This is a genomic window from Alsobacter sp. KACC 23698, from assembly GCF_045348435.1.
Lineage (GTDB): Bacteria > Pseudomonadota > Alphaproteobacteria > Rhizobiales > Beijerinckiaceae > Alsobacter.
This window is the reverse complement of sequence record NZ_CP157484.1, coordinates 3,181,939-3,203,824: the sequence shown is the minus strand read 5'-3', so window position 1 is coordinate 3,203,824 and position 21,886 is coordinate 3,181,939. Positions and strand designations below refer to the sequence as shown.

24 protein-coding genes and 1 tRNA gene are annotated in these 21,886 nt (G+C 70.7%); 11 read left to right on the top strand and 14 right to left on the bottom strand.

Features of this window, described 5'->3' with window-relative positions; translation table 11 throughout:
- Positions 1-2: 2 nt before the first annotated feature.
- From ABEG18_RS15115 to ABEG18_RS15085, 7 genes are all read right to left on the bottom strand, one after another.
- On the bottom strand, positions 3-1,544 hold the full coding sequence (locus ABEG18_RS15115; RefSeq protein WP_406853881.1) for an ABC transporter substrate-binding protein: 1,542 nt from the start codon (positions 1,542-1,544) through the stop codon (positions 3-5).
- A 110-nt stretch (positions 1,545-1,654) separates the two neighbouring features.
- Positions 1,655-2,815 (bottom strand): NAD(P)/FAD-dependent oxidoreductase, encoded by a 1,161-nt coding sequence (locus tag ABEG18_RS15110; protein ID WP_406853880.1) that lies wholly within the window; start codon positions 2,813-2,815, stop codon positions 1,655-1,657.
- On the bottom strand, positions 2,812-4,191 hold the full coding sequence (locus ABEG18_RS15105; RefSeq protein ID WP_406853879.1) for an NAD(P)/FAD-dependent oxidoreductase: 1,380 nt from the start codon (positions 4,189-4,191) through the stop codon (positions 2,812-2,814). The genes ABEG18_RS15110 and ABEG18_RS15105 overlap by 4 nt, the downstream gene beginning before the upstream one ends.
- A complete protein-coding gene (locus ABEG18_RS15100; protein ID WP_406853878.1) occupies positions 4,184-4,489 on the bottom strand; it encodes a (2Fe-2S)-binding protein in 306 nt (101 codons plus the stop codon). The genes ABEG18_RS15105 and ABEG18_RS15100 overlap by 8 nt, the downstream gene beginning before the upstream one ends.
- 1 nt (position 4,490) lies before the next feature.
- Positions 4,491-5,183, bottom strand: coding sequence for an SDR family NAD(P)-dependent oxidoreductase (locus ABEG18_RS15095; RefSeq protein WP_406853877.1), 693 nt, complete (start codon positions 5,181-5,183; stop codon positions 4,491-4,493).
- Between the two features lie 11 nt (positions 5,184-5,194).
- Positions 5,195-5,815, bottom strand: a complete 621-nt coding sequence (locus ABEG18_RS15090) for a glutathione S-transferase family protein (RefSeq protein ID WP_406853876.1) — start codon at positions 5,813-5,815, stop codon at positions 5,195-5,197.
- Positions 5,816-5,914: 99 nt separating this feature from the next.
- Positions 5,915-7,087, bottom strand: coding sequence for an isovaleryl-CoA dehydrogenase (locus ABEG18_RS15085; RefSeq protein WP_406853875.1), 1,173 nt, complete (start codon positions 7,085-7,087; stop codon positions 5,915-5,917).
- A 95-nt stretch (positions 7,088-7,182) separates the two neighbouring features.
- Between ABEG18_RS15085 and ABEG18_RS15080 the strand changes: the two genes are divergently transcribed.
- On the top strand, positions 7,183-7,662 hold the full coding sequence (locus tag ABEG18_RS15080; RefSeq protein WP_406853874.1) for a methyltransferase family protein: 480 nt from the start codon (positions 7,183-7,185) through the stop codon (positions 7,660-7,662).
- A gap of 13 nt (positions 7,663-7,675) precedes the next feature.
- Here ABEG18_RS15080 and ABEG18_RS15075 read toward each other — a convergent pair whose 3' ends face one another.
- Positions 7,676-8,572, bottom strand: coding sequence for a GH25 family lysozyme (locus ABEG18_RS15075; protein WP_406853873.1), 897 nt, complete (start codon positions 8,570-8,572; stop codon positions 7,676-7,678).
- A gap of 94 nt (positions 8,573-8,666) precedes the next feature.
- Positions 8,667-10,076, bottom strand: a complete 1,410-nt coding sequence (gene mgtE / locus ABEG18_RS15070) for a magnesium transporter (protein WP_406853872.1) — start codon at positions 10,074-10,076, stop codon at positions 8,667-8,669.
- 178 nt (positions 10,077-10,254) lie between these two features.
- Here mgtE and ABEG18_RS15065 point away from each other — a divergent pair, with 178 nt between their 5' ends.
- Positions 10,255-11,316: an acyltransferase family protein gene (locus tag ABEG18_RS15065; protein ID WP_406853871.1), complete on the top strand. Its 1,062-nt coding sequence runs from the start codon at positions 10,255-10,257 to the stop codon at positions 11,314-11,316.
- 48 nt (positions 11,317-11,364) lie between these two features.
- The gene (locus ABEG18_RS15060) at positions 11,365-12,228 is read left to right on the top strand and encodes a polysaccharide deacetylase family protein (protein ID WP_406853870.1); all 864 of its coding nucleotides are present in this window, start codon (positions 11,365-11,367) and stop codon (positions 12,226-12,228) included.
- A 75-nt stretch (positions 12,229-12,303) separates the two neighbouring features.
- Here the strand turns inward: ABEG18_RS15060 and ABEG18_RS15055 are convergent.
- Positions 12,304-12,390: transfer RNA gene (locus ABEG18_RS15055), tRNA-Leu, on the bottom strand.
- A gap of 120 nt (positions 12,391-12,510) precedes the next feature.
- Complete coding sequence (locus ABEG18_RS15050) at positions 12,511-12,705, bottom strand: FliM/FliN family flagellar motor switch protein (RefSeq protein ID WP_406858617.1); 195 nt, start codon at positions 12,703-12,705, stop codon at positions 12,511-12,513.
- Positions 12,706-12,929: 224 nt separating this feature from the next.
- Between ABEG18_RS15050 and lipB the strand changes: the two genes are divergently transcribed.
- The 3 genes from lipB (at position 12,930) to ABEG18_RS15035 (ending at position 15,392) form a co-directional block, all read left to right on the top strand.
- The gene (gene lipB, locus ABEG18_RS15045; RefSeq protein WP_406853869.1) at positions 12,930-13,643 is read left to right on the top strand and encodes a lipoyl(octanoyl) transferase LipB; all 714 of its coding nucleotides are present in this window, start codon (positions 12,930-12,932) and stop codon (positions 13,641-13,643) included.
- Between the two features lie 73 nt (positions 13,644-13,716).
- On the top strand, positions 13,717-14,550 hold the full coding sequence (locus ABEG18_RS15040) for an aldo/keto reductase (RefSeq protein ID WP_406853868.1): 834 nt from the start codon (positions 13,717-13,719) through the stop codon (positions 14,548-14,550).
- Between the two features lie 134 nt (positions 14,551-14,684).
- Positions 14,685-15,392: a ribonuclease activity regulator RraA gene (locus ABEG18_RS15035; protein ID WP_406853867.1), complete on the top strand. Its 708-nt coding sequence runs from the start codon at positions 14,685-14,687 to the stop codon at positions 15,390-15,392.
- A gap of 12 nt (positions 15,393-15,404) precedes the next feature.
- Here the strand turns inward: ABEG18_RS15035 and ABEG18_RS15030 are convergent, their stop codons facing one another.
- Positions 15,405-15,689, bottom strand: coding sequence for a DUF3253 domain-containing protein (locus tag ABEG18_RS15030; RefSeq protein WP_406853866.1), 285 nt, complete (start codon positions 15,687-15,689; stop codon positions 15,405-15,407).
- A gap of 45 nt (positions 15,690-15,734) precedes the next feature.
- Positions 15,735-16,433 (bottom strand): DUF599 domain-containing protein, encoded by a 699-nt coding sequence (locus ABEG18_RS15025; RefSeq protein ID WP_406853865.1) that lies wholly within the window; start codon positions 16,431-16,433, stop codon positions 15,735-15,737.
- Between the two features lie 192 nt (positions 16,434-16,625).
- Here ABEG18_RS15025 and ABEG18_RS15020 point away from each other — a divergent pair, with 192 nt between their 5' ends.
- Positions 16,626-16,751, top strand: a complete 126-nt coding sequence (locus ABEG18_RS15020; protein ID WP_406853864.1) for a hypothetical protein — start codon at positions 16,626-16,628, stop codon at positions 16,749-16,751.
- 46 nt (positions 16,752-16,797) lie between these two features.
- The gene (locus tag ABEG18_RS15015) at positions 16,798-17,223 is read left to right on the top strand and encodes a rhodanese-like domain-containing protein (RefSeq protein ID WP_406853863.1); all 426 of its coding nucleotides are present in this window, start codon (positions 16,798-16,800) and stop codon (positions 17,221-17,223) included.
- Positions 17,224-17,251: 28 nt separating this feature from the next.
- On the opposite strand, the gene ABEG18_RS15010 is transcribed toward ABEG18_RS15015, so the two are convergent.
- On the bottom strand, positions 17,252-17,476 hold the full coding sequence (locus tag ABEG18_RS15010; protein WP_406853862.1) for a hypothetical protein: 225 nt from the start codon (positions 17,474-17,476) through the stop codon (positions 17,252-17,254).
- Between the two features lie 152 nt (positions 17,477-17,628).
- Between ABEG18_RS15010 and ABEG18_RS15005 the strand changes: the two genes are divergently transcribed.
- From ABEG18_RS15005 to ABEG18_RS14995, 3 genes are all read left to right on the top strand, one after another.
- The gene (locus ABEG18_RS15005; RefSeq protein WP_406853861.1) at positions 17,629-19,236 is read left to right on the top strand and encodes a carboxyl transferase domain-containing protein; all 1,608 of its coding nucleotides are present in this window, start codon (positions 17,629-17,631) and stop codon (positions 19,234-19,236) included.
- 66 nt (positions 19,237-19,302) lie between these two features.
- Positions 19,303-19,854 (top strand): Uma2 family endonuclease, encoded by a 552-nt coding sequence (locus ABEG18_RS15000; RefSeq protein WP_406853860.1) that lies wholly within the window; start codon positions 19,303-19,305, stop codon positions 19,852-19,854.
- Positions 19,855-19,889: 35 nt separating this feature from the next.
- Positions 19,890-21,860, top strand: coding sequence for an acetyl/propionyl/methylcrotonyl-CoA carboxylase subunit alpha (locus ABEG18_RS14995; RefSeq protein ID WP_406853859.1), 1,971 nt, complete (start codon positions 19,890-19,892; stop codon positions 21,858-21,860).
- Positions 21,861-21,886 lie beyond the last annotated feature (26 nt).

Genomic DNA, 21,886 nt, shown 5'->3' with positions numbered 1-21,886 from the left:
CCTTACTTCTTGGTCGTCGCTTCGGTGATCACCGGTCCCAGATGGATGGCGTCCTTCAGGTCGTAGCCGAAGTCGACATTCGTCTTGTGGGCCCAGATCTGGAGCTGCTCGAACAGCGGCACGGCGCAGACCTCCTCGACGATCTTGGTCTGCGCGGTCGCCCAGAGCTCCTTTTGCTTGGCGAGGTCGGGCTCGCTGCGGGCGGCTTCGATCTCTTTGTCGGCCACGGCGCAGTGGGAGAAGTTGGTCACGGCCGTCGGCGTGCCGACGATCGACTTGGAGGAGAAGAACTGCGTCAGGTACACGTCCGCGACCGGGAAGCGGGCGGCCGAGTAGTAGGTCACGCCGCTGAGATCCTTGCGGATGTTGGCGTGGTAGGTCTGGTGGTCCACCACCTCGAGCTGCAGGTCGATGCCGGCCTGCTTGAGCTGGCTCTGCACGATCTGCATCGAGTTCAGCATCGTGGGAAGGCTGGTCTGCACCGACTTCACCTGCAGGCCCTTCTCGAAGCCCGCTTCCTTCAGCAGGGCCTTGGCCTTGGCCACGTCATGGGGGTAGAGCGGCGCCTTGGTGGTTCCCAGATAGCCGTTCGGCACCACGGAGACGGGCGGCTCGGCCGTCAGCTCGCCCTTGAACTGCACCATCTGGGGACGGTTGATCGCATAGGCGATGGCCTGGCGGACGCGTTTGTCGTCCAGCGGCTTCATGGCCATGTTCAGGTGGATGACCGACAGCTCGGCCGGCCGCAGGACGTCGACGACGACGTCCTTCTCCTTCTTGAAGCGCTCGGCCCATTTCTGGTCCTGCCGGCCATAGACCACGTCCAGCTCGCCGGACGCGAAGGCGAGGTCGCGGGCCGAGTCGGCGGGAATGAAGCGGTAGACGATCTTGTCGAGCTTCGGGGCGCCGCGGAAATAGCTCTTGTTGGCGACCAGCGTGAGGCTCTCGTTGGGCTTGTACTCCTGGAACACGAACGGCCCGGTGCCGATCGGCTTCAGGCGGAAGTCGGCGCCCAGCGCCTCGACGGCCTTCTTGGAGACGATGTTGCCGCCATGGTAGTTCGTCACGAGCCCGAGCAAAGACGGGATCGCCTGCTTCAGCTTGATGCGCACGGTGAGCGGGTCGACAGCCTCGATCGTGTCGATCGCCGCGTAGTCGGCGGCGAAGGAGGAGGTCTTCGTGTCGGCGGCGCGCTTGAGCGAGAACACCACGTCGTCGGCGGTCAGTTCGCCGTAGTCGCCATGGAACTTGACGCCCTTGCGCAGGGTGAAGGTCCAGGTGAGCTTGTCGGGCGAAGCCTCCCATTTCTCAGCAAGATCCGGCTCCAGCGTCTCCAGGCTGGCCGAGCCCGGCTTGAAGCGCACCAGGCCGTTGAAGATCCAGGACACGACCGGCTTGTCCTGGGTGGTGGTGGCGCGGTGCGGGTCGAGCTGGCCGACATCGGCCGCCGCCATGCCGACATTCAGGGTTCCCTGGGCGTAGGCTCCGGGCGCGGTGGAGGCCAGCAGCAGCAGGGCGGCGGCGGCGATCAGGCTCTTGCTCATGTGTCGATAATCCCTCTGTCGACCGGCGTGTCGGAATTCGGTTCGGGCCGATTTCCATTTTATCGCTGTAGATCGTAGCCGGGTTTGCCGGGCGCCGACTAGCGTTGTCGTCAATGCTCGGTATGCGTGTCCCCCGCAACGTTCGCCGCGGCGCTCCCGTGCGCGAACCGCTCGATCGCAAACGGCGCGATCGGGGTGGGGGTGCGGCCGTCCAGCACGAGTTCGGCGATCACCTCGCCGACCGCGGGGCCGAGCTGGAAGCCGTGCCCGGAGAAGCCGAAGGCGTGCACGAGCTGCGGCGCCGTCGCGGAATGGCCGATCACCGGGATGCGGTCCGGCGTCTGGCCGTCGATGCCGGTCCAGGTGCGGATCACCTGGGCGTTGCCGAGCGCGGGCACGAGGTCCAGCGTCCGGTTCATGCCCGCGAGCGACTGGTCGGTGAGGGGGCGGGACACCGCCAGGTCGGCGTCGCCCCAGCCGCGGCCGCCGCCGAAGATGACGTTGCCGCGCCCGGTCTGGCGCAGATAGACGTCGCCTCCGCACACGCCGATGGAGCGGCTGACGAAATAGGGCAGCGGCTCGGTCACCAGCATGTTGGGCATGAGCGGCTCCACCGGGGCGGTCTCGCCGAACCACGAGGCCACGGCGCCGCCGAAGGCGCCGGCCGTGTTCACCAGCCAGGCGCTCTCCACGGTCAGCGCGTCGCCCGCCTCCACGGCGAAGCCGCGCTCGGTGCGGCGCGCCGCCGTCACGCGGCTGTTCTCGCGGATCTCGGCCCCGAGCCGGCGCGCCAGCCGGGCGAAGGCCGGGCCGACGACGCGCGGATTGGCCTGCCCGTCCTGCGGCGACAGCGAGGCCCCCACCACCGTGTCGCCGAGCCAGGGGATCTCGCTGCGCACGCGGTTGGAGCCCAGCATCTGCAGCTCCAGCCCGTAGTCGCGGGCGTCGCGGGCGTAGCGCTCCAGCTCGGCCATGTCGGCCTCCGAGCGGGCGAGCTTGATATGGCCCGAGACGTCGAGCTCGACGTCCTGGTCCAGCAGGGCGGACAGGCCGTCCCAGAGGGCGCGCGCGCGCCGGGCGAGCGGCAGTTCGTGAAGATTGCGGCCTTGCTGCCGGACGCCGCCGAAATTCACCCCGCTGGCCCCGGCGCCGCACAGCCCGCGGTCGAGCACCGCCACCGTCATGCCGGCCTGGCGCAGCCGCACGGCCGCGGCGCAGCCGGCGATCCCTCCGCCGATGACGCAGACGTCGACTGCGAGGCGTTCGCTCATCGGGGCGCTCCGAGGACCGGGATGGGCTTGACCGGGGGCTGGCCGCGCAGCCGGCCCGCTTCGGCGGGCGGGCGGCCAAGCTCGCGGGCGACGAGTTCGGCGGCCGCGTGGCCGCAGACGCGGCCCTGGCAGCGGCCCATGCCGATGCGGGTGAAGGCCTTGACGCGGTTCACCTCCGTGGCCGACTTGCCGCGCACCGCGTCGCGCAGCGCGCCGGCGGTGACGCCCTCGCAGCGGCACAGGATCTCGTCGTCGGGGAGCGCGGCGATCAGGTGGTCCGGATAGGGATAGGCCGCTTCCAGCGCCGCGCGGAACCGCGCCTGCCGGGCCAAGGCCTGGTCCAGCCTGGCGACCTCGGCCGCGTGGACGGGGCGGCCCATGTCCTCCAGCACGGCGAGCGCCGTGCGCCGGCCCTGCAGCTCCGCCACGTCGGCGCCGCCGACGCCCGAGCCGTCGCCCGCCAGGTACACGCCAGGCCGGCTGGAGCGGCCGTCGGGCTTGCGCTGCGGCGTCCATTGCCGGGTTTGCTCGTCGAAGGCGAAGCGGCAGCCCGCAAGGTCGGCGAGCTGGGTCTCGCTGCGCAGTCCGAAGGAGGCCCCGACGGCGTCGCAGGCAACGCGATGCTCGCGCCCGTCCGCGCCCACCCAGGAGAGCGCCTCGACGCGGCCGGCGCCCTCCGCCCGGATCGCCCGGACGCCGCTGGCCCGCCTCGCGCCGCGCAGGGCCGTCCGCACCGTATAGTAGAGCCCCTTGGCCAGCGTGAGGGGCTCGGCGGCGAGCCCGGCGGCGTTGCGCAGCTTGGCCGAGAAGGGCGTCGCGTCCAGCACGGCCGCGATCTGCGCGCCGGCCTTGGCGTATTGCCAGGCGACCAGCGGCAGCAGCGGTCCGGCCCCGACCAGGGCGACCCGGCGGCCGATCGAGACGCCCTGCGCCTTCAAGGCGATCTGCGCGCCGCCGAGGGTGAACACCCCGGGCAGCGTCCAGCCCGGGAAGGGGATGACGCGGTCCATCGCGCCCGTCGCCAGGATCAGGCGGTCGAAGGCCAGCTCGCCGAAGGCGCCGTCGCACAGCGTGTCCAGGCGGTTCTCATGGACGTTCCACACCAGCGTCGACGCCCGGTGGTCGATGCGCTCGCCCAGCGCGGGCAGGAGCGCGTGCAGGGCGGCGGCCTTGCCGGCCTCCAGGCCGTAGAGGTCGCGCCCGGGGCGCTCGGCGCCGGGCGGCGGGCGGCGGTAGATCTGGCCTCCCGGCCGGGGGGCCTCGTCGAACAGTACCGGACGCAGGCCCGCCAGGGCCAGCGCCTCGGCCGCGCGCAGCCCCGCCGGGCCGGCGCCCACGATGGCGACCACGGGGCCGTGGTTCGCGGCGTCAGCCATGCGGGCCGCCCTCGATCACGACGGCCATGCCGTCCTCCACCAGCGTGGTGCAGGAGCGCAGCCGGCGTCCGTCCGCCAGCGTCACCCAGCAATCCTGGCAGGCGGCCATGAGGCAGAATCCGGCCCGGCGTCCCTCGCCGAACTCGAAGCGCCGCAGCGCTGAGCCGTTCAGCAGGATCGCCGTGAGGAGGAGGTCCCCGGCCTGCGCGGCCGCCGGCGCGCCGTCGATGGTGAAGGTCACGGAAGGCCCGTCGCGGGGGACGAGCCGGTGGAAGAGCGGCGCCGGGGGGGTCGGCATCTCAGAGCATGTGCTCGTAGCGGCAGTTCACCAGAACCTCTGCGATCGCGGCGTTGTTGGGAAGCTGCAGGACCAGGGCGACGATCCGGGCGAGGTCCTCGGGCCGGGTCATCTCCTCATGTGGCAAGTCCTGGACCTGGGCGGTGAGATCGGTGTCGACATAGCCCGGACAGAGCGCGGTGGCGCGGATCCCATGCTCCCATCCGAGCCGGCGGACGCCATGCGTGAGCGCCACGACGGCGTGCTTGGACATCTGGTAGCCGACATTGAGCCCCATCACGCGCTTGCCGGACAGCGACGCGACATTGACCACGCGCCCGGCGCCCGACGCCTTAAGGTGGGGCAGGGCGGCCTGGATCAGCCGGAAGGGCCCCTTCACGTTGACGTCGAAGAGAGCGTCCAGGTCCTCCTCCGCTCCGTCCTCGAGGCGCACCTGCGGGGCGATCCCGGCGTTGTTGACGAGCGCATCGATGCGCCCGAAGCGGGCCGCCGTCGCCTCCACCCAGGCGCGGGCGGACGAGCGGTCCGTGGCCTCGTAGCGGTGGACCAGCGCGTCGCCGCCCTGCGACAGCTCGGCCGGCGCGCCCTCCGGCCGCCGCACGCCGAGCGACAGGGCGAAGCCGGCGGCCTTCAGCTCGCGCGCCACCGCGAGGCCGATGCCGCGATTCGCTCCGGAGACCATGGCGACGCGCATGGGAAGGGCTTTCACTCGATCGGAAGCGGGAGCGCCTGCCGGGCGGCGTCGCGGGCGAAGAGCCCGGCGTACCAGGCCTCAACATGCGGGCGGCTCTGGCGCGCGGCGGGCAGGTTGAGCCAGCGATGCACGGAGGGGGCCACGACCATCTCGGCCATCGTGATCGTCTCGCCCGCCAGATAGGGGCTGCCGGCGAGGTGGGCCTCCAGAATGGCCAGCATGGTCTCGCTCTTGGCCAAGGCCGCCTCGGCGGCCGCCGCGTCGCGCTGGTCCGGCGGCAGGCGTACGAGGTTCATGAAGGCGGGCCCGATGGCGGGGTTGAGCGAGGTCTGCTGCCAGTCCATCCAGCGATCCGCCAGGCCCCGCTCGGCCGGGTCCTGCGGCCACAGCGAACCCTGGCCGTAGCGCGCCGCGAGATAGCGCACGATCGCGTTGGACTCCCACAGCACGACGCCGTCGTCCTCGATGGTGGGAACGAGCGCGTTGGGGTTCTTGGCCTTGTATTCGGGCGTCTGCACCACGCCGAACTTTCCGCCCGCCTCCCGCCTCTCGAAGGCGAGCCCCAGCTCGCCGGCGGCGAACACCACCTTCTGGACGTTGACGGACGAGATACGGCCCCAGATCACGAGCATCGAGCGGGTTCCTTGTCAGAATGCGCCCGATAAGACGCCCGTCACGGGCGTCCTGTCCAGAGGTTGTGTCCGTCGAACGTCGATTCGACGACAGCTCCTTCACGCCGTCTTGGCGAACAGCTCGCGGCCGATGAGCATGCGGCGGATCTCGCTGGTGCCCGCGCCGATCTCATAGAGCTTGGCGTCGCGCAGGAGGCGGCCCGTGGGGTAGTCGTTGATGTAGCCGTTGCCGCCCAGGAGCTGGATGGCGTCGAGCGCCATCTGGGTGGCCTTCTCGGCCGCGATCAGGATGGCGCCGGCGGCGTCCTCGCGGGTGGTCTCGCCGCGGTCGCAGGCCTTGGCGACGGCGTACACATAGGCCTTGCAGGCGTTCATGGTGACGTACATGTCGGCGAGCTTGCCCTGGACGAGCTGGAACTCGCCGATGGGCTTGCCGAACTGCTTGCGCTCATGGACGTAGGGCATGACCACGTCGAGCGCCGCCTGCATGATGCCGAGCGGGCCGGCGGCCAGCACGGCGCGCTCGTAGTCGAGGCCCGACATCAGCACGTTGACGCCGCGTCCCTCCTGGCCGAGCACGTTCTCCTCGGGGATCTCGCAGTCCTCGAAGACGAGTTCGCCGGTGTCGGAGCCGCGCATGCCGAGCTTGTCGAGCTTCTGGGCGGTGGCGAAGCCCTTCATGCCCTGCTCGACGATGAAGGCCGTGATGCCGCGCGGGCCCGCCTCCGGATCGGTTTTGGCGTAGACGATGAGGGTCTCGGCGCAGGGGCCGTTGGTGATCCACATCTTGGAGCCGTTGAGGACGTAGCGGTCGCCTTTCTTCTCCGCGCGGGTGCGCATCGAGACCACGTCCGAGCCGGCGCCGGGCTCCGACATCGCCAGCGCGCCGACATGCTCGCCGGAGATGAGCTTGGGCAGGTATTTGCGCTTCTGCGCCTCCGAGCCGTTGCGACGCATCTGGTTGACGCAGAGATTGGAGTGGGCGCCGTAGCTCAGCCCGACGGAGGCGGAGGCGCGGCTGACCTCCTCCATGGCGACGACGTGCTCCAGATAGCCCAGCCCGGACCCGCCATACTCCTCCTCGACGGTGATGCCGTGCAGGCCGAGCTCGCCCATGCGGGGCCAGAGGTCGCGCGGGAACGTGTTGGACTTGTCGATCTCCTCGGCCCGGGGGGCGATCTCGGACTGGGCGAAGCCCGCGACGGTCTCGCGGATGGCGTCGGCGGTCTCGCCGAGATCGAAGTTGAAGGGACGCGGAGCGTTGGCCAGCATGGCGGATGCGTTTCCTCTTGTGCGACTGCGCTTGGCTGCAGGATAACCCAGGCGCGCGCGGCGTGTAGAGGGCCGCACGAACAGGGGGATCAGGGATGGCGCAGGACTTCGGCGAGCGGCCCAACCAAATCCCGTGGCCGCCGCTGATCTATTCGGGCGCGCTCCTGGTCGCGTGGGGGCTGGAGCAGGTCGACCCGTTCGTCTGGCTCGACAGCGCGCTCGCCATCGTCCCGGCCTGGCTCGGCATGGCGCTGTTCGCGGCGGGCGTGGCGGTGGATTTCGGCTGTTTCCTCGTGCTGCGGCGCCAGGGGACCACCGTGCTGCCGAACGCGCCCAGCCGCAAGCTGGTGACGACCGGGCCCTATCGCTTCTCGCGCAACCCCATCTACCTCGCCAACACGGCGGCGCTGGTCGGCTTCGCCATCGCGCTGCGCTGGGGCTGGCTGCTGCTGCTCGCGCCGGTCACGGTCGCGGCCGTGAACTGGCTGGCGATCTCCCGCGAGGAGGCCCATCTGGAGCGCCGGTTCGGCCAGTCGTGGCGCGACTACGCCGCCAAGGTGCGGCGCTGGATCTAGGCGGGCCGCCGGCTCAGAAGGGCAGATAGCTGCGGACCGAGGCGGTGGCCTCGACCTCGGCGACCGCGGCCGGGGGCGTCAGGCCGGGCGAGGGCAGGTCGGGCGCCGGAGCGCCGGGCTGGTCGTCCTGCCGGCGCGACCGGTCGAGGAAGGCCACCCACTGCCTCTCGGTGCCGTGGAAGGCGTTGCGGTCCACGTCGCCCTTGATGCCCGGCACCCGCCCCGTCGTGGTCCACTGCCACAGCGCATAGGGCCGGCTGGAGTAGCGCTCGTGCGGCTCGGCCGCGACGCTGCGGATCCAGAACGGATAGTCGTTCAGCTCGCCGCGCAGCACCTCCTCGTGGAAGGTGATGTCGGTGTAGATGATCGGCTTCTTGCCCGTGTGCCGCTCCAGCTCCGTCAGCATCACGCGGATCTTCTCCAGCGCGATGTCGCGCGGGATCTTCTTCGGGCAGGTCTGGGACGAGCCGTTCCACTCCACGTCGAGGACGGGGGGCAGCGAATCCGGGTCGGTCGGGATGTGCTGCACGAACCACTTGGCCTGCTCCTGGGCGGAGCGGCACCAATAGACGAAGTGATAGGCGCCGACCGGCACGCCGGCGGCCTTCGCGCCGGTCCAGTTGCGGTTGAAGGCGGGGTCGAGGTGGTCGCCACCCTCCGTCGCCTTGACGAAGGCGAAGCGGGTGCCGGCCTCGCGCACCGAGTTCCAGTCGATCTCGCCCTGCCAGCGCGACACGTCGATGCCGTGGATCGGCAGCGTCTTGGCGCGCGCCACGCCGGCATGCGGCTTGGCGTCCCCCTTCCGGGGGTAATAGTCGGGCGCCATGGTGCAGCCCGCGCCCGCGAGGGCGAAAGCGAGGCTGGCGGCGAGAAGGCCCTTGGCCTGGAGAACGCGGGTGAGGATACGCATCAAGGCTCGCCGCTTCGTGGACGGGAACGCGATACCCAGCAATTCGACCAAAGGTCTTAAGAAACAGGAAATACGAAGCTGAAGCTGATTGCAATCACCCCAAACCGAACCAAAGCGTTGCTATGCCCAGGAATGCGAAGAAGCCGACGACATCGGTGACGGTGGTGACGAAGACTCCGGAGGAGACGGCCGGGTCGGCGCCGAACTTCTCCAGCGTCAGCGGAATGAGAATTCCGCCGAGCGCGCCGGCCACGAGGTTGACCACCATGGCGACGCCGATCACGACGCCCAGGTTCCAGTCCTTGAACCAGAGCGCGGCCGCCAGGCCGGTGAGGACCCCGAAGCCCGCGCCGTTGACGAGCCCCACGAAGGTCTCGCGCAACGTCACCCGGAAAGCGTTGGCGGCGCCGAGCTCGCGCACCGCGAGCGCCCGCACGGCGACCGTCATGGTCTGGGTGGCGGCGTTGCCGCCCTGGCTCGCCACGATGGGGGCCAGCACGGCGAGCGCCACCATCTTCTGGAGCTGGCCCTCGAAAAGCCCCAGCACGGCGGAGGCCAGGAAAGCCGTGATCAGGTTGACGAAGAGCCATACGAAGCGGCTGCGGGCGATCGTCCCGACGGTGTCGGACAGCTCTTCCTCCGAGCTGACGCCGCCCAGCGCCTTCACGTCCTCGTCCGCCTCCTCCTGGATCACGTCGACGATGTCGTCGATGGTGACGACGCCGACCAGCCGCTCGGCTTCGTCCACCACGGGCGCGGAGACGAGGTTGTAGCGCTCGAAGAGCCGGGCCACCTGCTCCTGGTCGTCGGTGGCGTGGACGCGCCGGCGGTCGGTGCTCATCAGGGCGTCGACCCGCTCGCCGCGGGGGCTGCGCACCAGCTTGTCGAGGAAGATCTGCCCGAGCAGCCGGTGGCCGGGGTCGACCACGAAGACCTCGTAGAAGCTCTCCGGCAGGTCGACGCTGGCGTGGAGGTGGTCGAGCGTCTGGCCCACGGTCCAGAAGGGCGGGGCGGCGACCAGCTCGGTCTGCATCAGGCGCCCGGCGGAATCCTCCGGATAGTCCAGGCTCTTCTGGAGGGCGACGCGCTCGGAGGCCGGCAGGCCCTCGAGGATCTCGTCCTGGTCCTGCTTGTCGAGGTCCTCCAGGATGTAGACCGCGTCGTCGGAATCGAGGTCCTTCATGCCCTCGATGACGGTCTGCGTTGGCAGCTCGTCGAGGATCTCCTCGCGGGTCGAATCGTCGACCTCGGTCAGCGCGGCGAAGTCGAACACGTCGCCGAGCAGGCCGATCAGCCGGGCGCGCAGTTCGCTCGGGAGCGCCTCCAGCAGGGCGCCCTGGTCGGCCTCATGGAACGGCCGGACCAGTTCGCGCAGCTGTTCGGCGTCGCCCGCCTCGGTCGCCTGGACGACGGCGGCGACGAACGCCTGGCTGACGTCGCCGTCCTCGTTCCGGAAAGCGAGGATGCGATCGGCCGACTTGGTCTGGTCGTCGAGATCCAGCATGCGACGGTCCGCGTTTTTCGTGAGATGGCCTGGCGCCTTGTAGCACTCGCGCCGCCGCGCGCAACGCGCCAGTCCGGGTCGCGCGCCTTCCGGTTTCAAAACCTTAATCGGAGGGGCTCAAGATGGATCCGCTGAACCGCGCGAGGGTCCCTGCAGCGTGACGAGCCTTCCCAAACATATGCCCGCGCTGGACGGCTTGCGGGGCGTGGCGATCCTGATGGTGATCCTGCACCACGCCGCGCAGGGCGCTTACGGGGCGCTGGCCATCTTCCAGCCGGTCGGTCCGGAGGCCATGTTATCGCTGCCTGCGTGGCTGGTCTCCATCGGCTCCACGGGCCAATACGGCGTCGAGCTGTTCTTCGTCGTCAGCGCCTTCACGCTGACCTGCCGGATGAGCGACCATCCCGGCGGGCTGGGATGCTACGCCCTGCGCCGGCTGGCGCGGATCGCACCCGGCTACTGGGCCGCCCTGCTGGGCTACACGGCCCTGGCCGGCCTCGGGCCGAGGCTGTCCGCCGAGGAGGGGCTGACCGTGGCGGACGTCGCAGTCGCGGCCGTCTTCGGCAGCGCGTGGCGGGGCGACGCGTCGGTCGCGGTGGTCCCGGGCGGCTGGTCCGTCGCGTGCGAGGTCGCCTTCTATGTCGCCTTGCCGCTGCTCCTGGCGATCATAGACGGAAAGCTCCTGCGCAGCGCGCTACTCACCGTCCTGGCCATGCTCGCCGCCGAAGCGTTCCGCCGCCAGGCTTTGCTCGCCGGGACGGCGGAATTCGCGATCCACATCCACCCGGCGACCCAGGCTCCCGTGTTCCTTCTGGGCGTCACGGCGGCGCTGGCCGCCCGGCGCTTCGCGGCGCCCCCGGGGCAGGGCGCCATCCTCGCCCTGCTGGTCATGATCGTGCTCGCGCCCGCGCCGGAGCTGCTCTTCGCGGCCGGCGCGGCGGTGGTGACCGCGTGCGCGGCCGGGAATCCGCCCGCTTTCCTCGCCAGCCGGCCGATGCGGCGTCTCGGCGAGGTGAGCTACAGCATGTATCTGGCGCACTTCGTTCTGCTGCTTCCATGCCTCAGGCTCGCCGAAGTCGTGGCGCCCCATGCGGATGGGTGGACGCTTCTGGCGCATTATCCGCTGGTCGTGGCCTCGGCCTTCGTGGCGTCGCTGGCGACGCATCGGTGGATCGAGACGCCGTTCATCGCCTGGGCGGCGCGGCTGACGCCGTCGCGCGCGGCGCTCGCGCCGGCCTGACGGTCGCCCGCCGCCCTTTGCGGCCTCAACTCCGGAGCTTCGCCGCGCATGACACGCCTCCCCACCCGCCGCGCCGTCGCGGCCGGCCTGCTCGCCGCAGCCGGGGCCGGTCCGGCCTGGGCCGGCGCCTGCGCGCCGGACCGGCTCGGGACGGCCCGCATCCTGCCGGTGGGGACCCGAGGCGGGCTCCAGGTCGGCCTCAAGACCTATCCGGCCGCCCTGCCGCTCGGGCCGAAGGAGGTCGTGCTGACCTTCGACGACGGGCCGGCGCCCGGGACCACGCCGCGCGTTCTCGACGCGCTCGCCTGCGAGGGCGTCCGGGCGACGTTCTTCCTGATCGGCCGGAACGCCGCCGCGCACCCGGCGCTGGTGCGGCGCATGCGCGACGAGGGGCATAGCCTCGCCTGCCACACCTGGTCCCATCCCTGGACGATGCGCGATCTCGGCGAGGCGGCCCAGATCCAGCAGGTCGAGCGCGGCTTCGCCGCCATCTCGGCGGCGCTGGGCGAGCCCGACGCCAGGCCCGGCCAGGGCGGCGTCGCGCCCTTCCTGCGCTATCCGGGCTTCGCCGACACGCCCGCGACGAACGCCTGGGCGGCGGAGCGCGACATCGGCGTCTTCGGCTGCGACCTGTGGGCGTCGGACTGGGTCCGCATGGCGCCCGACTTCCAGCTCAGCCGCATGCTGGAGCGGCTGGCGCATGCCGGGCGCGGCATGATCCTGCTGCACGACATCCAGCCGCAGACGGCCGCCATGGTGCCGGCCTTCCTGCGGGCGCTGAAGAGCGAGGGCTATGCCGTGGTCCACATGGAGCGCGGCTCGGGCGCCGCCGTCACCGTCCCGGCCCGGGCCGGGTGGTCGAGCGAGACGGAAAAGATCATCGCCTCGACGCGTCGGCGCCGGGCGGTGTGACCGCCCCCAAAACGAAACGGCGGCCCGGATCTTTCGATCCTGCCGCCGTTCGGAGCCCGGGGGCTCGAAAGAGAGTGGTGCGGTCGAGAGGACTCGAACCTCCACAACGGTTAAGTTACTAGCACCTCAAGCTAGCGCGTCTACCAATTCCGCCACGACCGCAACGTGTTCCGGGAAGAAGCCCCAAAAGGCCGCCCGACCGGAACGGCGCTCCGTGTAACAGATCGATTCCGGCTCGACAAGCGACCATTGCCCGGCGCGGGGGAAAACCCGGCGCGGGGCTCAGCCGCCGATTTTTTCGCTGGGCGGGCGGCGCAGCAACTCCTTGACCTCGACCGTGATGGCGGCGCCGCTGACGACGACGTTTCCGCGCGCGATCGGCAGGTCGTTGGCGAGGATCTCGACCTCGTCGCCCTCGGCCGAATCGAGCGCGATCACCGCGCCGCGGCCCATGCGCAGCAGCTGGTGGATCGGCATCCTGGAGCGGCCCAGGACGATGGAGATGTCGACGCCAACGATGTCCAGACCAGATGCCACGAAGCACGCTCCACGAGAACTCAAGGTCGATGCAGGCGGCCGCCGGACCATTCCGGTGGAAGCGGCCGCGAAGGTTGTCTAAGGCTGGGGCGACGGAACCGGGGAGGGCCCCCGGCTCCGGTCCGTTCGCCGTCTCAGTGAGCGGTCAACAGGGTTAATGCGCGGTGAAGATCAGGGAAGAGCTGGCCGGACGGTTGTGGGCGGCCGAGGGATCGGGGCCCGTCGAGTGGGTCACGAGCCCCGGCCTCACCGGCTATGAGGACGCCGTTCGCGTCATGGAGGCGCGGGCCGAGGCCATCGCGAAGGGGCGCGCGCCCGAATGCGTCTGGCTGGTCGAGCATCCGCCGCTCTACACGGCCGGAACCTCGGCGCGCGACGAGGACCTCGTGGACGCCCGCTTTCCCGTCCACCGCACCGGCCGGGGTGGGCAGTTCACCTATCACGGCCCGGGCCAGCGCGTGGCCTATGTGATGCTGGACCTGAAGCGCCGCAGGCCGGACGTGCGGGCCTTCGTGGCCGCCCTGGAGGCCTGGGTCATCGAGACGCTGGCCGCGTTCACCATCCGCGGCGAACGCCGGGAGGATCGCGTCGGCGTGTGGGTGAGGCGGCCCGAGAAGGGGCCCGGCGCCGAGGACAAAATCGCCGCGCTCGGCATCCGGGTGCGCCGCTGGGTGACGTTCCACGGCGTCAGCCTGAACGTGGAGCCGGACCTCGCGCATTTCGGCGGCATCGTGCCGTGCGGCATCGCCGAGCGGCGCTACGGCGTGACGAGCCTCGTCGATCTCGGGCTCCCGGTGACCATGCAGGACGCCGACGCCGCGCTGCGCGCCGCCTTCGAGGACGTGTTCGGCCCGACCGCGACGTCCCTGGCCGGGTGAGCGCGCCCTTCCGGGGGTGACAAAGGCCCGCCTCGCCCTAGGTTCTGGATCCGACCCAGCAGGAGACCTCCTCATGTCCCAACAGATCATCGTGGACGCCAACGGCGCCCGAATCCCGGCGCTCGGCCTCGGCACGTTCCGGTCGGAGGGGCAGGCTTGCGTCGACGCCGTCGCGACGGCTCTGAAGGTCGGCTACCGGCACATCGACACCGCCGCCATGTATGGCAACGAGGCGGAGGTGGGCGAAGGCATCCGCGCCGGCGGCGTGGCGCGCGACGAGGTGTTCGTCACCACCAAGGTCTGGTGGAGCGAGATCGGGCCCGGAGCGCTGCAGCGCTCCGCCGAGGCCAGCCTCCGCAAGCTCGGGCTCGACGCGGTGGATCTCCTGCTGATCCACTGGCCCAACCCCGAGATCCCGCTGGCCGATTCCATCGGGGCGCTCTGCGACGCGAAGCGCCGCGGACTCGCCCGCCACATCGGCGTGTCGAACTTCACGGTGGCGCTCCTGGACGAGGCCGTGCGACTCTCGACCGAACCGCTGGCGGCGCTGCAATGCGAGTATCACCCCACGCTGGGGCAGCACCGGCTTCTGGAGGCCGTGCGGCGCCACGGCATGGCGTTCACCTCCTACGCGCCGATCGGCAAGGGGGCCGACACGGAGGACAAGACCGTGCAGGAGATCGCGGTGGCGCACGGCAAGACCGGCGCGCAGACGGTGCTGCGCTGGCAGGTTCAGCAGGCAGGCGTCTGCGCCATCCCCAAGTCGTCGCATCCCGGCCGCATCGCCGAGAATTTCGACATCTGGGACTTCAGCCTCTCGCCGGACGAGATGGCGGCCATCTCCCGCCTCGCGCGGGCGGACGGGCGCATGATCAATCCGGCCTTCGCCCCGACCTGGGACGCGTGACGGGCGAAGCCGGCGAGCGGGCGAGGCTTGGCCGGGCGAGGCTTGGCCGCGCCGGGACCCAGCCCTGCCCGCCACGCCTTGCGCCGCCCGCCCTGCGGTGACACTCTCCGCGGCCTTTTCGCGGGACACCCGACATGAAGCTCGACGCTGACACGCTCGCCGCCTTCGAGACGATCTCGACGGCCACCATCACCACCGTCCTTCTCAAGAAGGGCTTGCGCCGGCTCTGGATGCGCGGCCCGGCGCCGCTGCCCACCGCCGAGGGCAAGCGCATCGCCGGCCGCGCCTTCACGATGCGCTTCGTGCCGGCCCGCGAGGACCTCGCCACGCCCGAATCCTGGTCGTCGCCGCGCTCCACCCGCGCCGCCATCGAGGACATGCCGGAGGGCTGCATCGCCGTGGTCGACGCCATGGGCGTCACCGACGCCGGCATCTTCGGCGACATCCTCACCGCCCGCATGGCCAAGCGGGGCGTCTCGGCGCTGGTCACCGACGGGGTGATGCGCGACATCGCCGGCGTGCTCGGGACGGGGCTGCCCACCTGGTGCCGCGGGACCGCGGCGCCCGCCTCGGTGGCGGGCCTGACCTTCGTGGGCTGGCAGGAGCCGATCGCCTGCGGCGGGGTCGCCGTGTTCCCGGACGACGTGGTGGTGGCCGACGCCGACGGCGCGGTCTGCATCCCGGCCGCCTACCTGGAGACGGTGCTGAAGGAGGGACCGGAGCAGGAGCGCCTGGAGGCCTGGATCATGACGGAAGTGGACCGCGGCCTGCCGCTGCCGGGGCTCTATCCGCCCAACGCCGAGACCAAGGCCCGCTACGAGGCCTGGAAGGCCAAGGGCTAAGGCCCGCGGGCCTCATTCCTCCCGGGGCGCGCCGAGGCGGTATACGCCCTTGAAGTCGTCCGGATCGACGGGCTTGCCCTTGCGGTAGATGACGATCTTGCCCTCATGGGCGAGGCGGACGGCGACGCGGCGGACGGGGACCATCAGCGGCCCCCAGCCATCGGGGTGCGGTCCGCCCAGATGGCGCGCCACCTCGGACGGGCAAATCGTCTTCTCGGAGCCGCGCTGCCGGGCGAGGTCCAGGATGGCGGCTTCCAGCGCCTCGGGCGGCGCGGACACGGTGGGTTTCGCGTTCATGCGTCGTGCGTGCGCCCGGCGCGGGCGTTCGTCAAGCCGCAGGGGTCACACGCCCTTGGGGTCGTAGGCGTGGCTCACGGCCCTCAGGCCGTCCGACCGGAACTGCCGCGCTCCCATCACGACCAGCACGGCCGTGGTGGACCCGATGAACACAACGGGCGACCAGAACCATCCCAGATAGCCGAGCGCGAAGAAGAAGGCGCGCTGGCCGCGGTTGAAGTGCCGCCCCGCCGCGGTGGTCATGCCCGCGGTGCGATGCGCATGCCGCACGGCGGCGGCCGTGTCCGCCTCCTCGTAGGGCGGCGTGGCGCCGAGCAGGATCGCCGCATAGTTGAACAGGCGGTAGCTCCAGGCGAACTTGAAGAAGGCGTAGACGAAGATGACGGCCAGGCCGATCACCTTCAGCTCCCACAGCCCACGCTGCGTCGCGATGCCGAGCGGCAGATCCGCGAACACCCGCAGCACGTCGTCGGCGGCGCGCAGCAGCGTCAGCGACCCGCCGACGGCCAGCAGCGACGTCGAGGCGAAGAACGCCGTCCCGTTCTGCAGGCTGGCCATGATCTGCGTGTCGATGATGCGCACCTCGCGCGCCAGCATCCGCTCCATCCACCGGGTGCGGAAATCGTGCATGATCCCGTTCAGGCTGTGACGCCCCAGCCTGTGGCCCTCCACCACGAAGGCGTAGCCGAACCACGAGACGACGAAGAAGGCGAGAGCGGCGATGTCGAGCGGGGCGAGGATCATGCGTGCACCTTGGGGCGGCCGCGGGGCGCCATGCAAGGGCCGGGCCCGGCTCGGACGGGTTTCCAGGGGCCGGCCCTCTTAAAGCAGGGCTTGAGGCGGTGTTAACGAGGCCTTAAGAGAGCGCCGCCGGTGAGGACCGGACGGGATCGCGGCCCTGCCGCAGGATCCCGGGACGCCACCCTGACATCGCCCATGATCCTTGAAGCCCAGCCGCGCTCCTGCTGGAGCGTCGCCGCCGCGACGCTCGGCCTCTTCGCCGCCCTCGCGTTCCTCGCTTATCTGCTCGGCGGGCTGGACGGGGCGACGCCGACCCGTTGACGGTCGGCCGTTCGGCGCGACATCCTGACCCCTCATCGGAGGTTCCATGTCGCAGACCATCAGCAAGGGCTACAAGGCGCTGCTCGCCGAGGCGAACGCCATCGTGGACACGATCCCGGCCGCCGACGCCGTGGCCCTCGCCGGGCGCGACGACGTGGTGTTCGTCGATCTGCGGGACCCGCGCGAACTGGAGCGGGAAGGGCGCATGCCCGGAGCCTTCCATTGCCCGCGCGGCATGCTGGAGTTCTGGATCGATCCGGAGAGCCCCTACCACAAGCCGGTCTTCGCCGAGGACAAGCGCTTCGTGTTCTTCTGCGCGGGCGGCTGGCGCTCGGCGCTGTCGGCGCGCACGGCTCGCGAGATGGGGCTGAAGCCCGTCGCCCATCTGGGCGGCGGCTTCGGGGCCTGGAAGGCCGCCGGCGGCCCCGTCGAGCCGCCGACGGCCGAGCCCAAGCCGGCGCGCCAGGGCTGACGCCGGCCGGCCGATTCCGCGAGTCGGGTCAGAGGGTTTTCAGGGTCTGCTCGAGGTCTGAATCAGGGGCCTGACCCTGCATGACCGCCCCGAGCAGCAGCCCGCCGAAGGCGTCGTCGAGCAACGCGGACCCGGCCGCCCAGGCCAGCAGGCCCAGCGCGCGCGTCAGGCCGGCGGAGCCGGGCCGACGCATCGACCAGCCTGCCCAGCCGCAGAGAGCCGCGATCGCGAGCGCTGCGAGTTGGTGATGCATGGCGCCCTCCTGACTGCAGCATAGCCCGCGGACGGTTCGCAAAGCGTTGCGCCCGGAGCGCGTCGACGGGGCGTGCGGCTGCGATTGCGTTCGCGCCGGCTTCCGGCATGATCTGCGCGCCCGAACCTGGACCGGGCCTCAGGGGATCTTGCGTGGCCGTTTTGTCTTCCACCCTCGACCGTCGTTCGCCCGAGTTCGACGCCAACGCCGCCCAGTGGCGCCAGCTCGCCGACGAGCTCAGGAGCCGTCGCGCCGAAGCGGCCCTGGGCGGCCCGGCGCGGGCCCGCGAGCGCCACCTCGCCCGCGGCAAGCTGCTGCCGCGCGAGCGGGTGATGCGCCTCCTGGACCCGGGATCGCCTTTCCTGGAGATCGGCGCGCTGGCGGCCTTCGGCATGTATGACGACGCCATCCACGGCGCCGGCATGATCGCCGGCGTCGGCCGGGTCGAGGGCCGCGAGGTCATGGTGGTGTGCAACGACTCCACCATCAAGGGCGGCACCTACTACCCGATGACGGTGAAGAAGCACCTGCGCGCCCAGGAGATCGCGCGCGAGAACCGGCTGCCCTGCGTCTATCTGGTCGATTCGGGCGGCGCGAACCTGCCGCATCAGACGGAGGTCTTCCCGGACCGAGAGCATTTCGGCCGCATCTTCTACAACCAGGCGACGCTGTCCTCGCTGGGGATCCCGCAGATCGCGGTGGTGATGGGCTCGTGCACGGCGGGCGGCGCCTATGTGCCGGCGATGTCGGACGAGACCATCATCGTGCGCAAGCAGGGCACCATCTTCCTCGGCGGGCCGCCTTTGGTGAAGGCCGCCACCGGCGAGGAGGTCTCGGCCGAGGATCTGGGCGGGGCCGACGTGCACGCCCGCGTCTCGGGCGTCGCCGACCACTACGCCATGGACGACGCCCATGCGCTCGCGATGGCGCGCCGGATTGTCGCCAACCTGAACACCCGCAAGCCCGACGACCTGCCGATCGCCGAGCCGGAGGACCCGCGCTACGACACCCACGAGCTCGAAGGCCTGGTCCCGACGGATCTGAAAAAGCAATACGACATCCGCGAGGTCATCGCCCGGCTGGTCGACGGCTCGCGCTTCGACGAGTTCAAGGCGCTCTACGGAACCACGCTGGTGACCGGCTTTGCGCGAATTTGGGGCATCCCGGTCGGCATCCTCGGCAACAACGGCATCCTGTTCTCCGAATCGGCCTTGAAGGGCGCCCACTTCATCGAGCTCTGCGCCCAGCGGCGCATCCCGCTGCTCTTCCTGCAGAACATCTCCGGATTCATGGTCGGCCGCCAATACGAGGCCGGCGGCATCGCCAAGGATGGGGCGAAGCTCGTCACCGCGGTGGCCTGCGCCAGGACGCCGAAGATCACCCTGCTGGTGGGCGGCTCCTTCGGGGCCGGCAATTACGGCATGTGCGGGCGCGCCTACGGCCCGCGTTTCCTGTTCTCGTGGCCAAACTCGCGCATCTCGGTGATGGGCGGCGAGCAGGCCGCCAGCGTGCTCGCCACGGTGCGGCGGGACAATATCGAGGCGGAGGGCCGCAAATGGCCGGGGCGCGAGGAGGAGGCCTTCAAGGCCCCGATCCGGGCCCAGTACGAAACGGAGGGCAACCCCTATTACGCCACCGCGCGTCTGTGGGACGACGGGATCATTCTCCCGTCCGAAACGCGCCGCGTCCTCGGGCTGGCCTTTTCGGCCTGCCTCAACGCTCCCGTCGAGGAGACGCGCTTCGGCGTGTTCCGGATGTGACCTTTAGAGTTTTTTCAGCACGCAACGAGGATTGCAGCGATGCCAGAGCCAGCGCAAGCTCATGACATGATGACAGTGGCCGAATTCATCGCCTTTGCGGACGCGCAGCCCAGCCAGCGCTTCGAGCTGCTGGCCGGCGCTCCGGTCGCGATGGCCCCGGCGACTTATCGTCACCAGAAGATCTGCACCAACATCGACCGGGCGCTGGGCCCCAGACTCGCCGGGCGCGGTTGCGAGGCGATGCGGGAACTCGGCTTGGCGCGCAGCCAGGATGACGATTTCCTGCCCCAGCCTGACGTCACCGTGCGATGTGGCCCCGCCAAGGAGACCGGGCGCTGGTTCGATGACCCCGTGGTGGTGATCGAAGTTCTGTCCCCTTCGACCATGGCCGACGACCGTGGCTACAAGTTCAAGCAATACCAGACGTTCCCCACTCTCCGACATCTCGTGCTGGTCTATCAGAGCGAGATGAGAGTGGAGCATTGGTCCCGGGCCGAAACGGGAGAATGGAGCGAGGGCCCCGGCGTCCTGCACGAGGCGCTCGACGTCCTGGCTCTCCCTGCCGTGGGCGTCGAGCTCCCGCTCTCAGTCGTCTACGAAGGCCTCAGCCTGACCTGATCACCTGCCTCCTCCGACGCGGAATAGACGCAAGCATGTTCTCCTCCGTCCTGATCGCCAACCGCGGCGAGATCGCCTGCCGCATCATCCGCACCGCCAGGCGGCTGGGGATGCGCACCATCGCGGTGCATTCGGACGCCGACGCCGACGCGCTCTTCGTGCGCGACGCCGACGAGGCCTATGCGATCGGGCCGGCGCCGGCGCGCGAGAGCTATCTGGTGGGGAGCCGGATCCTCGAGGTCGCGCGCGACGCGGGGGCGGACTGCATCCATCCGGGCTATGGCTTCCTCTCCGAGAACGCCGAATTCGCGGAGGCCTGCGCCAAGGCCGGGGTGACGTTCGTCGGGCCGCCGCCGTCGGCGATCCGGGCGATGGGCCTGAAGGACGCCGCGAAGACGCTCGTCGAGCGGGCCCGCGTTCCGGTCGTGCCCGGCTATCACGGGCACAAGCAGGATCCCGCCTTCCTGCGGGAGAGGGCGGCCAATATCGGCTTTCCGGTGCTGATCAAGGCCGTCGCGGGCGGCGGCGGCAAGGGCATGCGCCGGGTCGACCGGCTGATCGACTTCGAAGAGGCGCTGCTCGGCGCGCAGCGCGAGGCCGCCAACGCCTTCGGCGATCCCCGCGTCCTCGTGGAAAAATACGTCCGCTCGCCCCGGCATGTGGAGATGCAGGTCTTCGCCGACCGGCACGGAAACGTGGTGCATCTCTTCGAGCGCGACTGCTCGCTGCAGCGCCGGCACCAGAAGGTCCTCGAGGAGGCGCCGGCGCCGGGAATGACGGCGGAGGTCCGCGCCGCAATGGGCCAGGCGGCCGTCGACGCCGCCCGGGCGGTCGGCTATGTGGGCGCCGGCACCGTCGAGTTCATCGCGGACGGCTCGAACGGCCTCACGGCGGACAGCTTCTTCTTCATGGAGATGAACACGCGCCTGCAGGTGGAGCATCCAGTGACGGAGGCGATCACCGGGCTCGATCTGGTCGAACTGCAGTTTCGCGTCGCCGCAGGCGAGCGGCTGCCCTTCGCGCAGGGCGATCTCGCCATCCAGGGCCACGCCGTGGAGGCGCGGCTCTACGCGGAGGACCCGGAGCGCGGCTTCCTGCCCTCGACGGGGCGGCTGTGGGCGCTGCGCTTCCCTGAGGAGAGCGACCGCCTGCGCATCGACACCGGCGTCGCGGAAGGCGACGAGGTGAGCCCGTTCTACGATCCCATGATCGCCAAGGTGATCGCCCATGGCGACACCCGCGCGCAGGCGCTGGACCGCCTCGCCGACGCGCTGGCGCGCACCGTGGTGGCCGGCCCGCGCTCCAATGTGGCCTTTCTGGAGGCGCTGTGCCGTGCGCCGGAGTTCCGGGCCGGCCGTTTCGACACGGGCTTCATCGACCGCAATCTCGAGGCGCTCGGCGCGACGGCCCGGCCGTTTCCGGCCGCGGCCGCCGCGGCCGGGGCGCTGGCGCTGGTGGGCCAGGCGGTCCGCCGCAGCATCGCGGCCGCCGCCGTCGCCAGCGGAGGCGCGCCGTCCCCCTGGGACGCGGCCGACGGGTTCCAGCTGTCCGGGGAACGCCAGATCGGCCTGCCGCTCCTGATCGAGGGCGAACGCCTGGACGCGGTGCTCGGCTGGGACGCCGAGGGCCCCAGCGTGGAGCTTCCCGGCCACGCCGTGCCGCCGGGCTCGCACGAGCTCGACATCGTCGAGACCGAGGACGGCCTGATCGTGCTCGACCATGGCCGCCAGACTCATGTGCGCCTGTTCGACGCGCTCGACATGTCCTTCGACGAGGCCGACGCCGGCGGCGTCGTGAAGGCGCCGATGCATGGCAAGGTGGTGGCCCTCTTCGTGACCGAGGGCGAGACGGTGGAGAAGGGCCAGAAGCTCGCCATCGTCGAGGCCATGAAGATGGAGCACGCGCTTGTGGCGCCGCGGGCGGGCGTGGTGACCGAGATCGCCGTCGAGGCCGGCCAGCAGACGCCGGAGGGCGCCAGGCTCATCGTGATCGGCGACCCGGACTGACGGCCGGCCGAAACGCCGGCCGTTGT

Bases quoted from the DNA above. Each gene is read 5' to 3' on its own strand.
- ABEG18_RS15100 (WP_406853878.1), bottom strand. From the start codon at position 4,489: ATGCCGACCCCCCCGGCGCCGCTCTTCCACCGGCTCGTCCCCCGCGAC.
- ABEG18_RS15095 (WP_406853877.1), bottom strand. From the start codon at position 5,183: ATGCGCGTCGCCATGGTCTCCGGAGCGAATCGCGGCATCGGCCTCGCG.
- ABEG18_RS15065 (WP_406853871.1), top strand. From the start codon at position 10,255: ATGCCCGCGCTGGACGGCTTGCGGGGCGTGGCGATCCTGATGGTGATC.
- ABEG18_RS15010 (WP_406853862.1), bottom strand. From the start codon at position 17,476: ATGCATCACCAACTCGCAGCGCTCGCGATCGCGGCTCTCTGCGGCTGG.
- ABEG18_RS15075 (WP_406853873.1), bottom strand. From the start codon at position 8,572: ATGCGTATCCTCACCCGCGTTCTCCAGGCCAAGGGCCTTCTCGCCGCC.
- mgtE (WP_406853872.1), bottom strand. From the start codon at position 10,076: ATGCTGGATCTCGACGACCAGACCAAGTCGGCCGATCGCATCCTCGCT.
- ABEG18_RS15085 (WP_406853875.1), bottom strand. From the start codon at position 7,087: ATGCTGGCCAACGCTCCGCGTCCCTTCAACTTCGATCTCGGCGAGACC.
- ABEG18_RS15080 (WP_406853874.1), top strand. From the start codon at position 7,183: ATGGCGCAGGACTTCGGCGAGCGGCCCAACCAAATCCCGTGGCCGCCG.
- ABEG18_RS15110 (WP_406853880.1), bottom strand. From the start codon at position 2,815: ATGAGCGAACGCCTCGCAGTCGACGTCTGCGTCATCGGCGGAGGGATC.
- ABEG18_RS15040 (WP_406853868.1), top strand. From the start codon at position 13,717: ATGTCCCAACAGATCATCGTGGACGCCAACGGCGCCCGAATCCCGGCG.
- ABEG18_RS14995 (WP_406853859.1), top strand. From the start codon at position 19,890: ATGTTCTCCTCCGTCCTGATCGCCAACCGCGGCGAGATCGCCTGCCGC.
- ABEG18_RS15000 (WP_406853860.1), top strand. From the start codon at position 19,303: ATGATGACAGTGGCCGAATTCATCGCCTTTGCGGACGCGCAGCCCAGC.
- ABEG18_RS15030 (WP_406853866.1), bottom strand. From the start codon at position 15,689: ATGAACGCGAAACCCACCGTGTCCGCGCCGCCCGAGGCGCTGGAAGCC.
- ABEG18_RS15015 (WP_406853863.1), top strand. From the start codon at position 16,798: ATGTCGCAGACCATCAGCAAGGGCTACAAGGCGCTGCTCGCCGAGGCG.
- ABEG18_RS15020 (WP_406853864.1), top strand. From the start codon at position 16,626: ATGATCCTTGAAGCCCAGCCGCGCTCCTGCTGGAGCGTCGCCGCCGCG.
- ABEG18_RS15090 (WP_406853876.1), bottom strand. From the start codon at position 5,815: ATGCTCGTGATCTGGGGCCGTATCTCGTCCGTCAACGTCCAGAAGGTG.
- ABEG18_RS15105 (WP_406853879.1), bottom strand. From the start codon at position 4,191: ATGGCTGACGCCGCGAACCACGGCCCCGTGGTCGCCATCGTGGGCGCC.
- ABEG18_RS15060 (WP_406853870.1), top strand. From the start codon at position 11,365: ATGACACGCCTCCCCACCCGCCGCGCCGTCGCGGCCGGCCTGCTCGCC.
- ABEG18_RS15035 (WP_406853867.1), top strand. From the start codon at position 14,685: ATGAAGCTCGACGCTGACACGCTCGCCGCCTTCGAGACGATCTCGACG.
- ABEG18_RS15115 (WP_406853881.1), bottom strand. From the start codon at position 1,544: ATGAGCAAGAGCCTGATCGCCGCCGCCGCCCTGCTGCTGCTGGCCTCC.
- ABEG18_RS15025 (WP_406853865.1), bottom strand. From the start codon at position 16,433: ATGATCCTCGCCCCGCTCGACATCGCCGCTCTCGCCTTCTTCGTCGTC.
- ABEG18_RS15050 (WP_406858617.1), bottom strand. From the start codon at position 12,705: ATGCCGATCCACCAGCTGCTGCGCATGGGCCGCGGCGCGGTGATCGCG.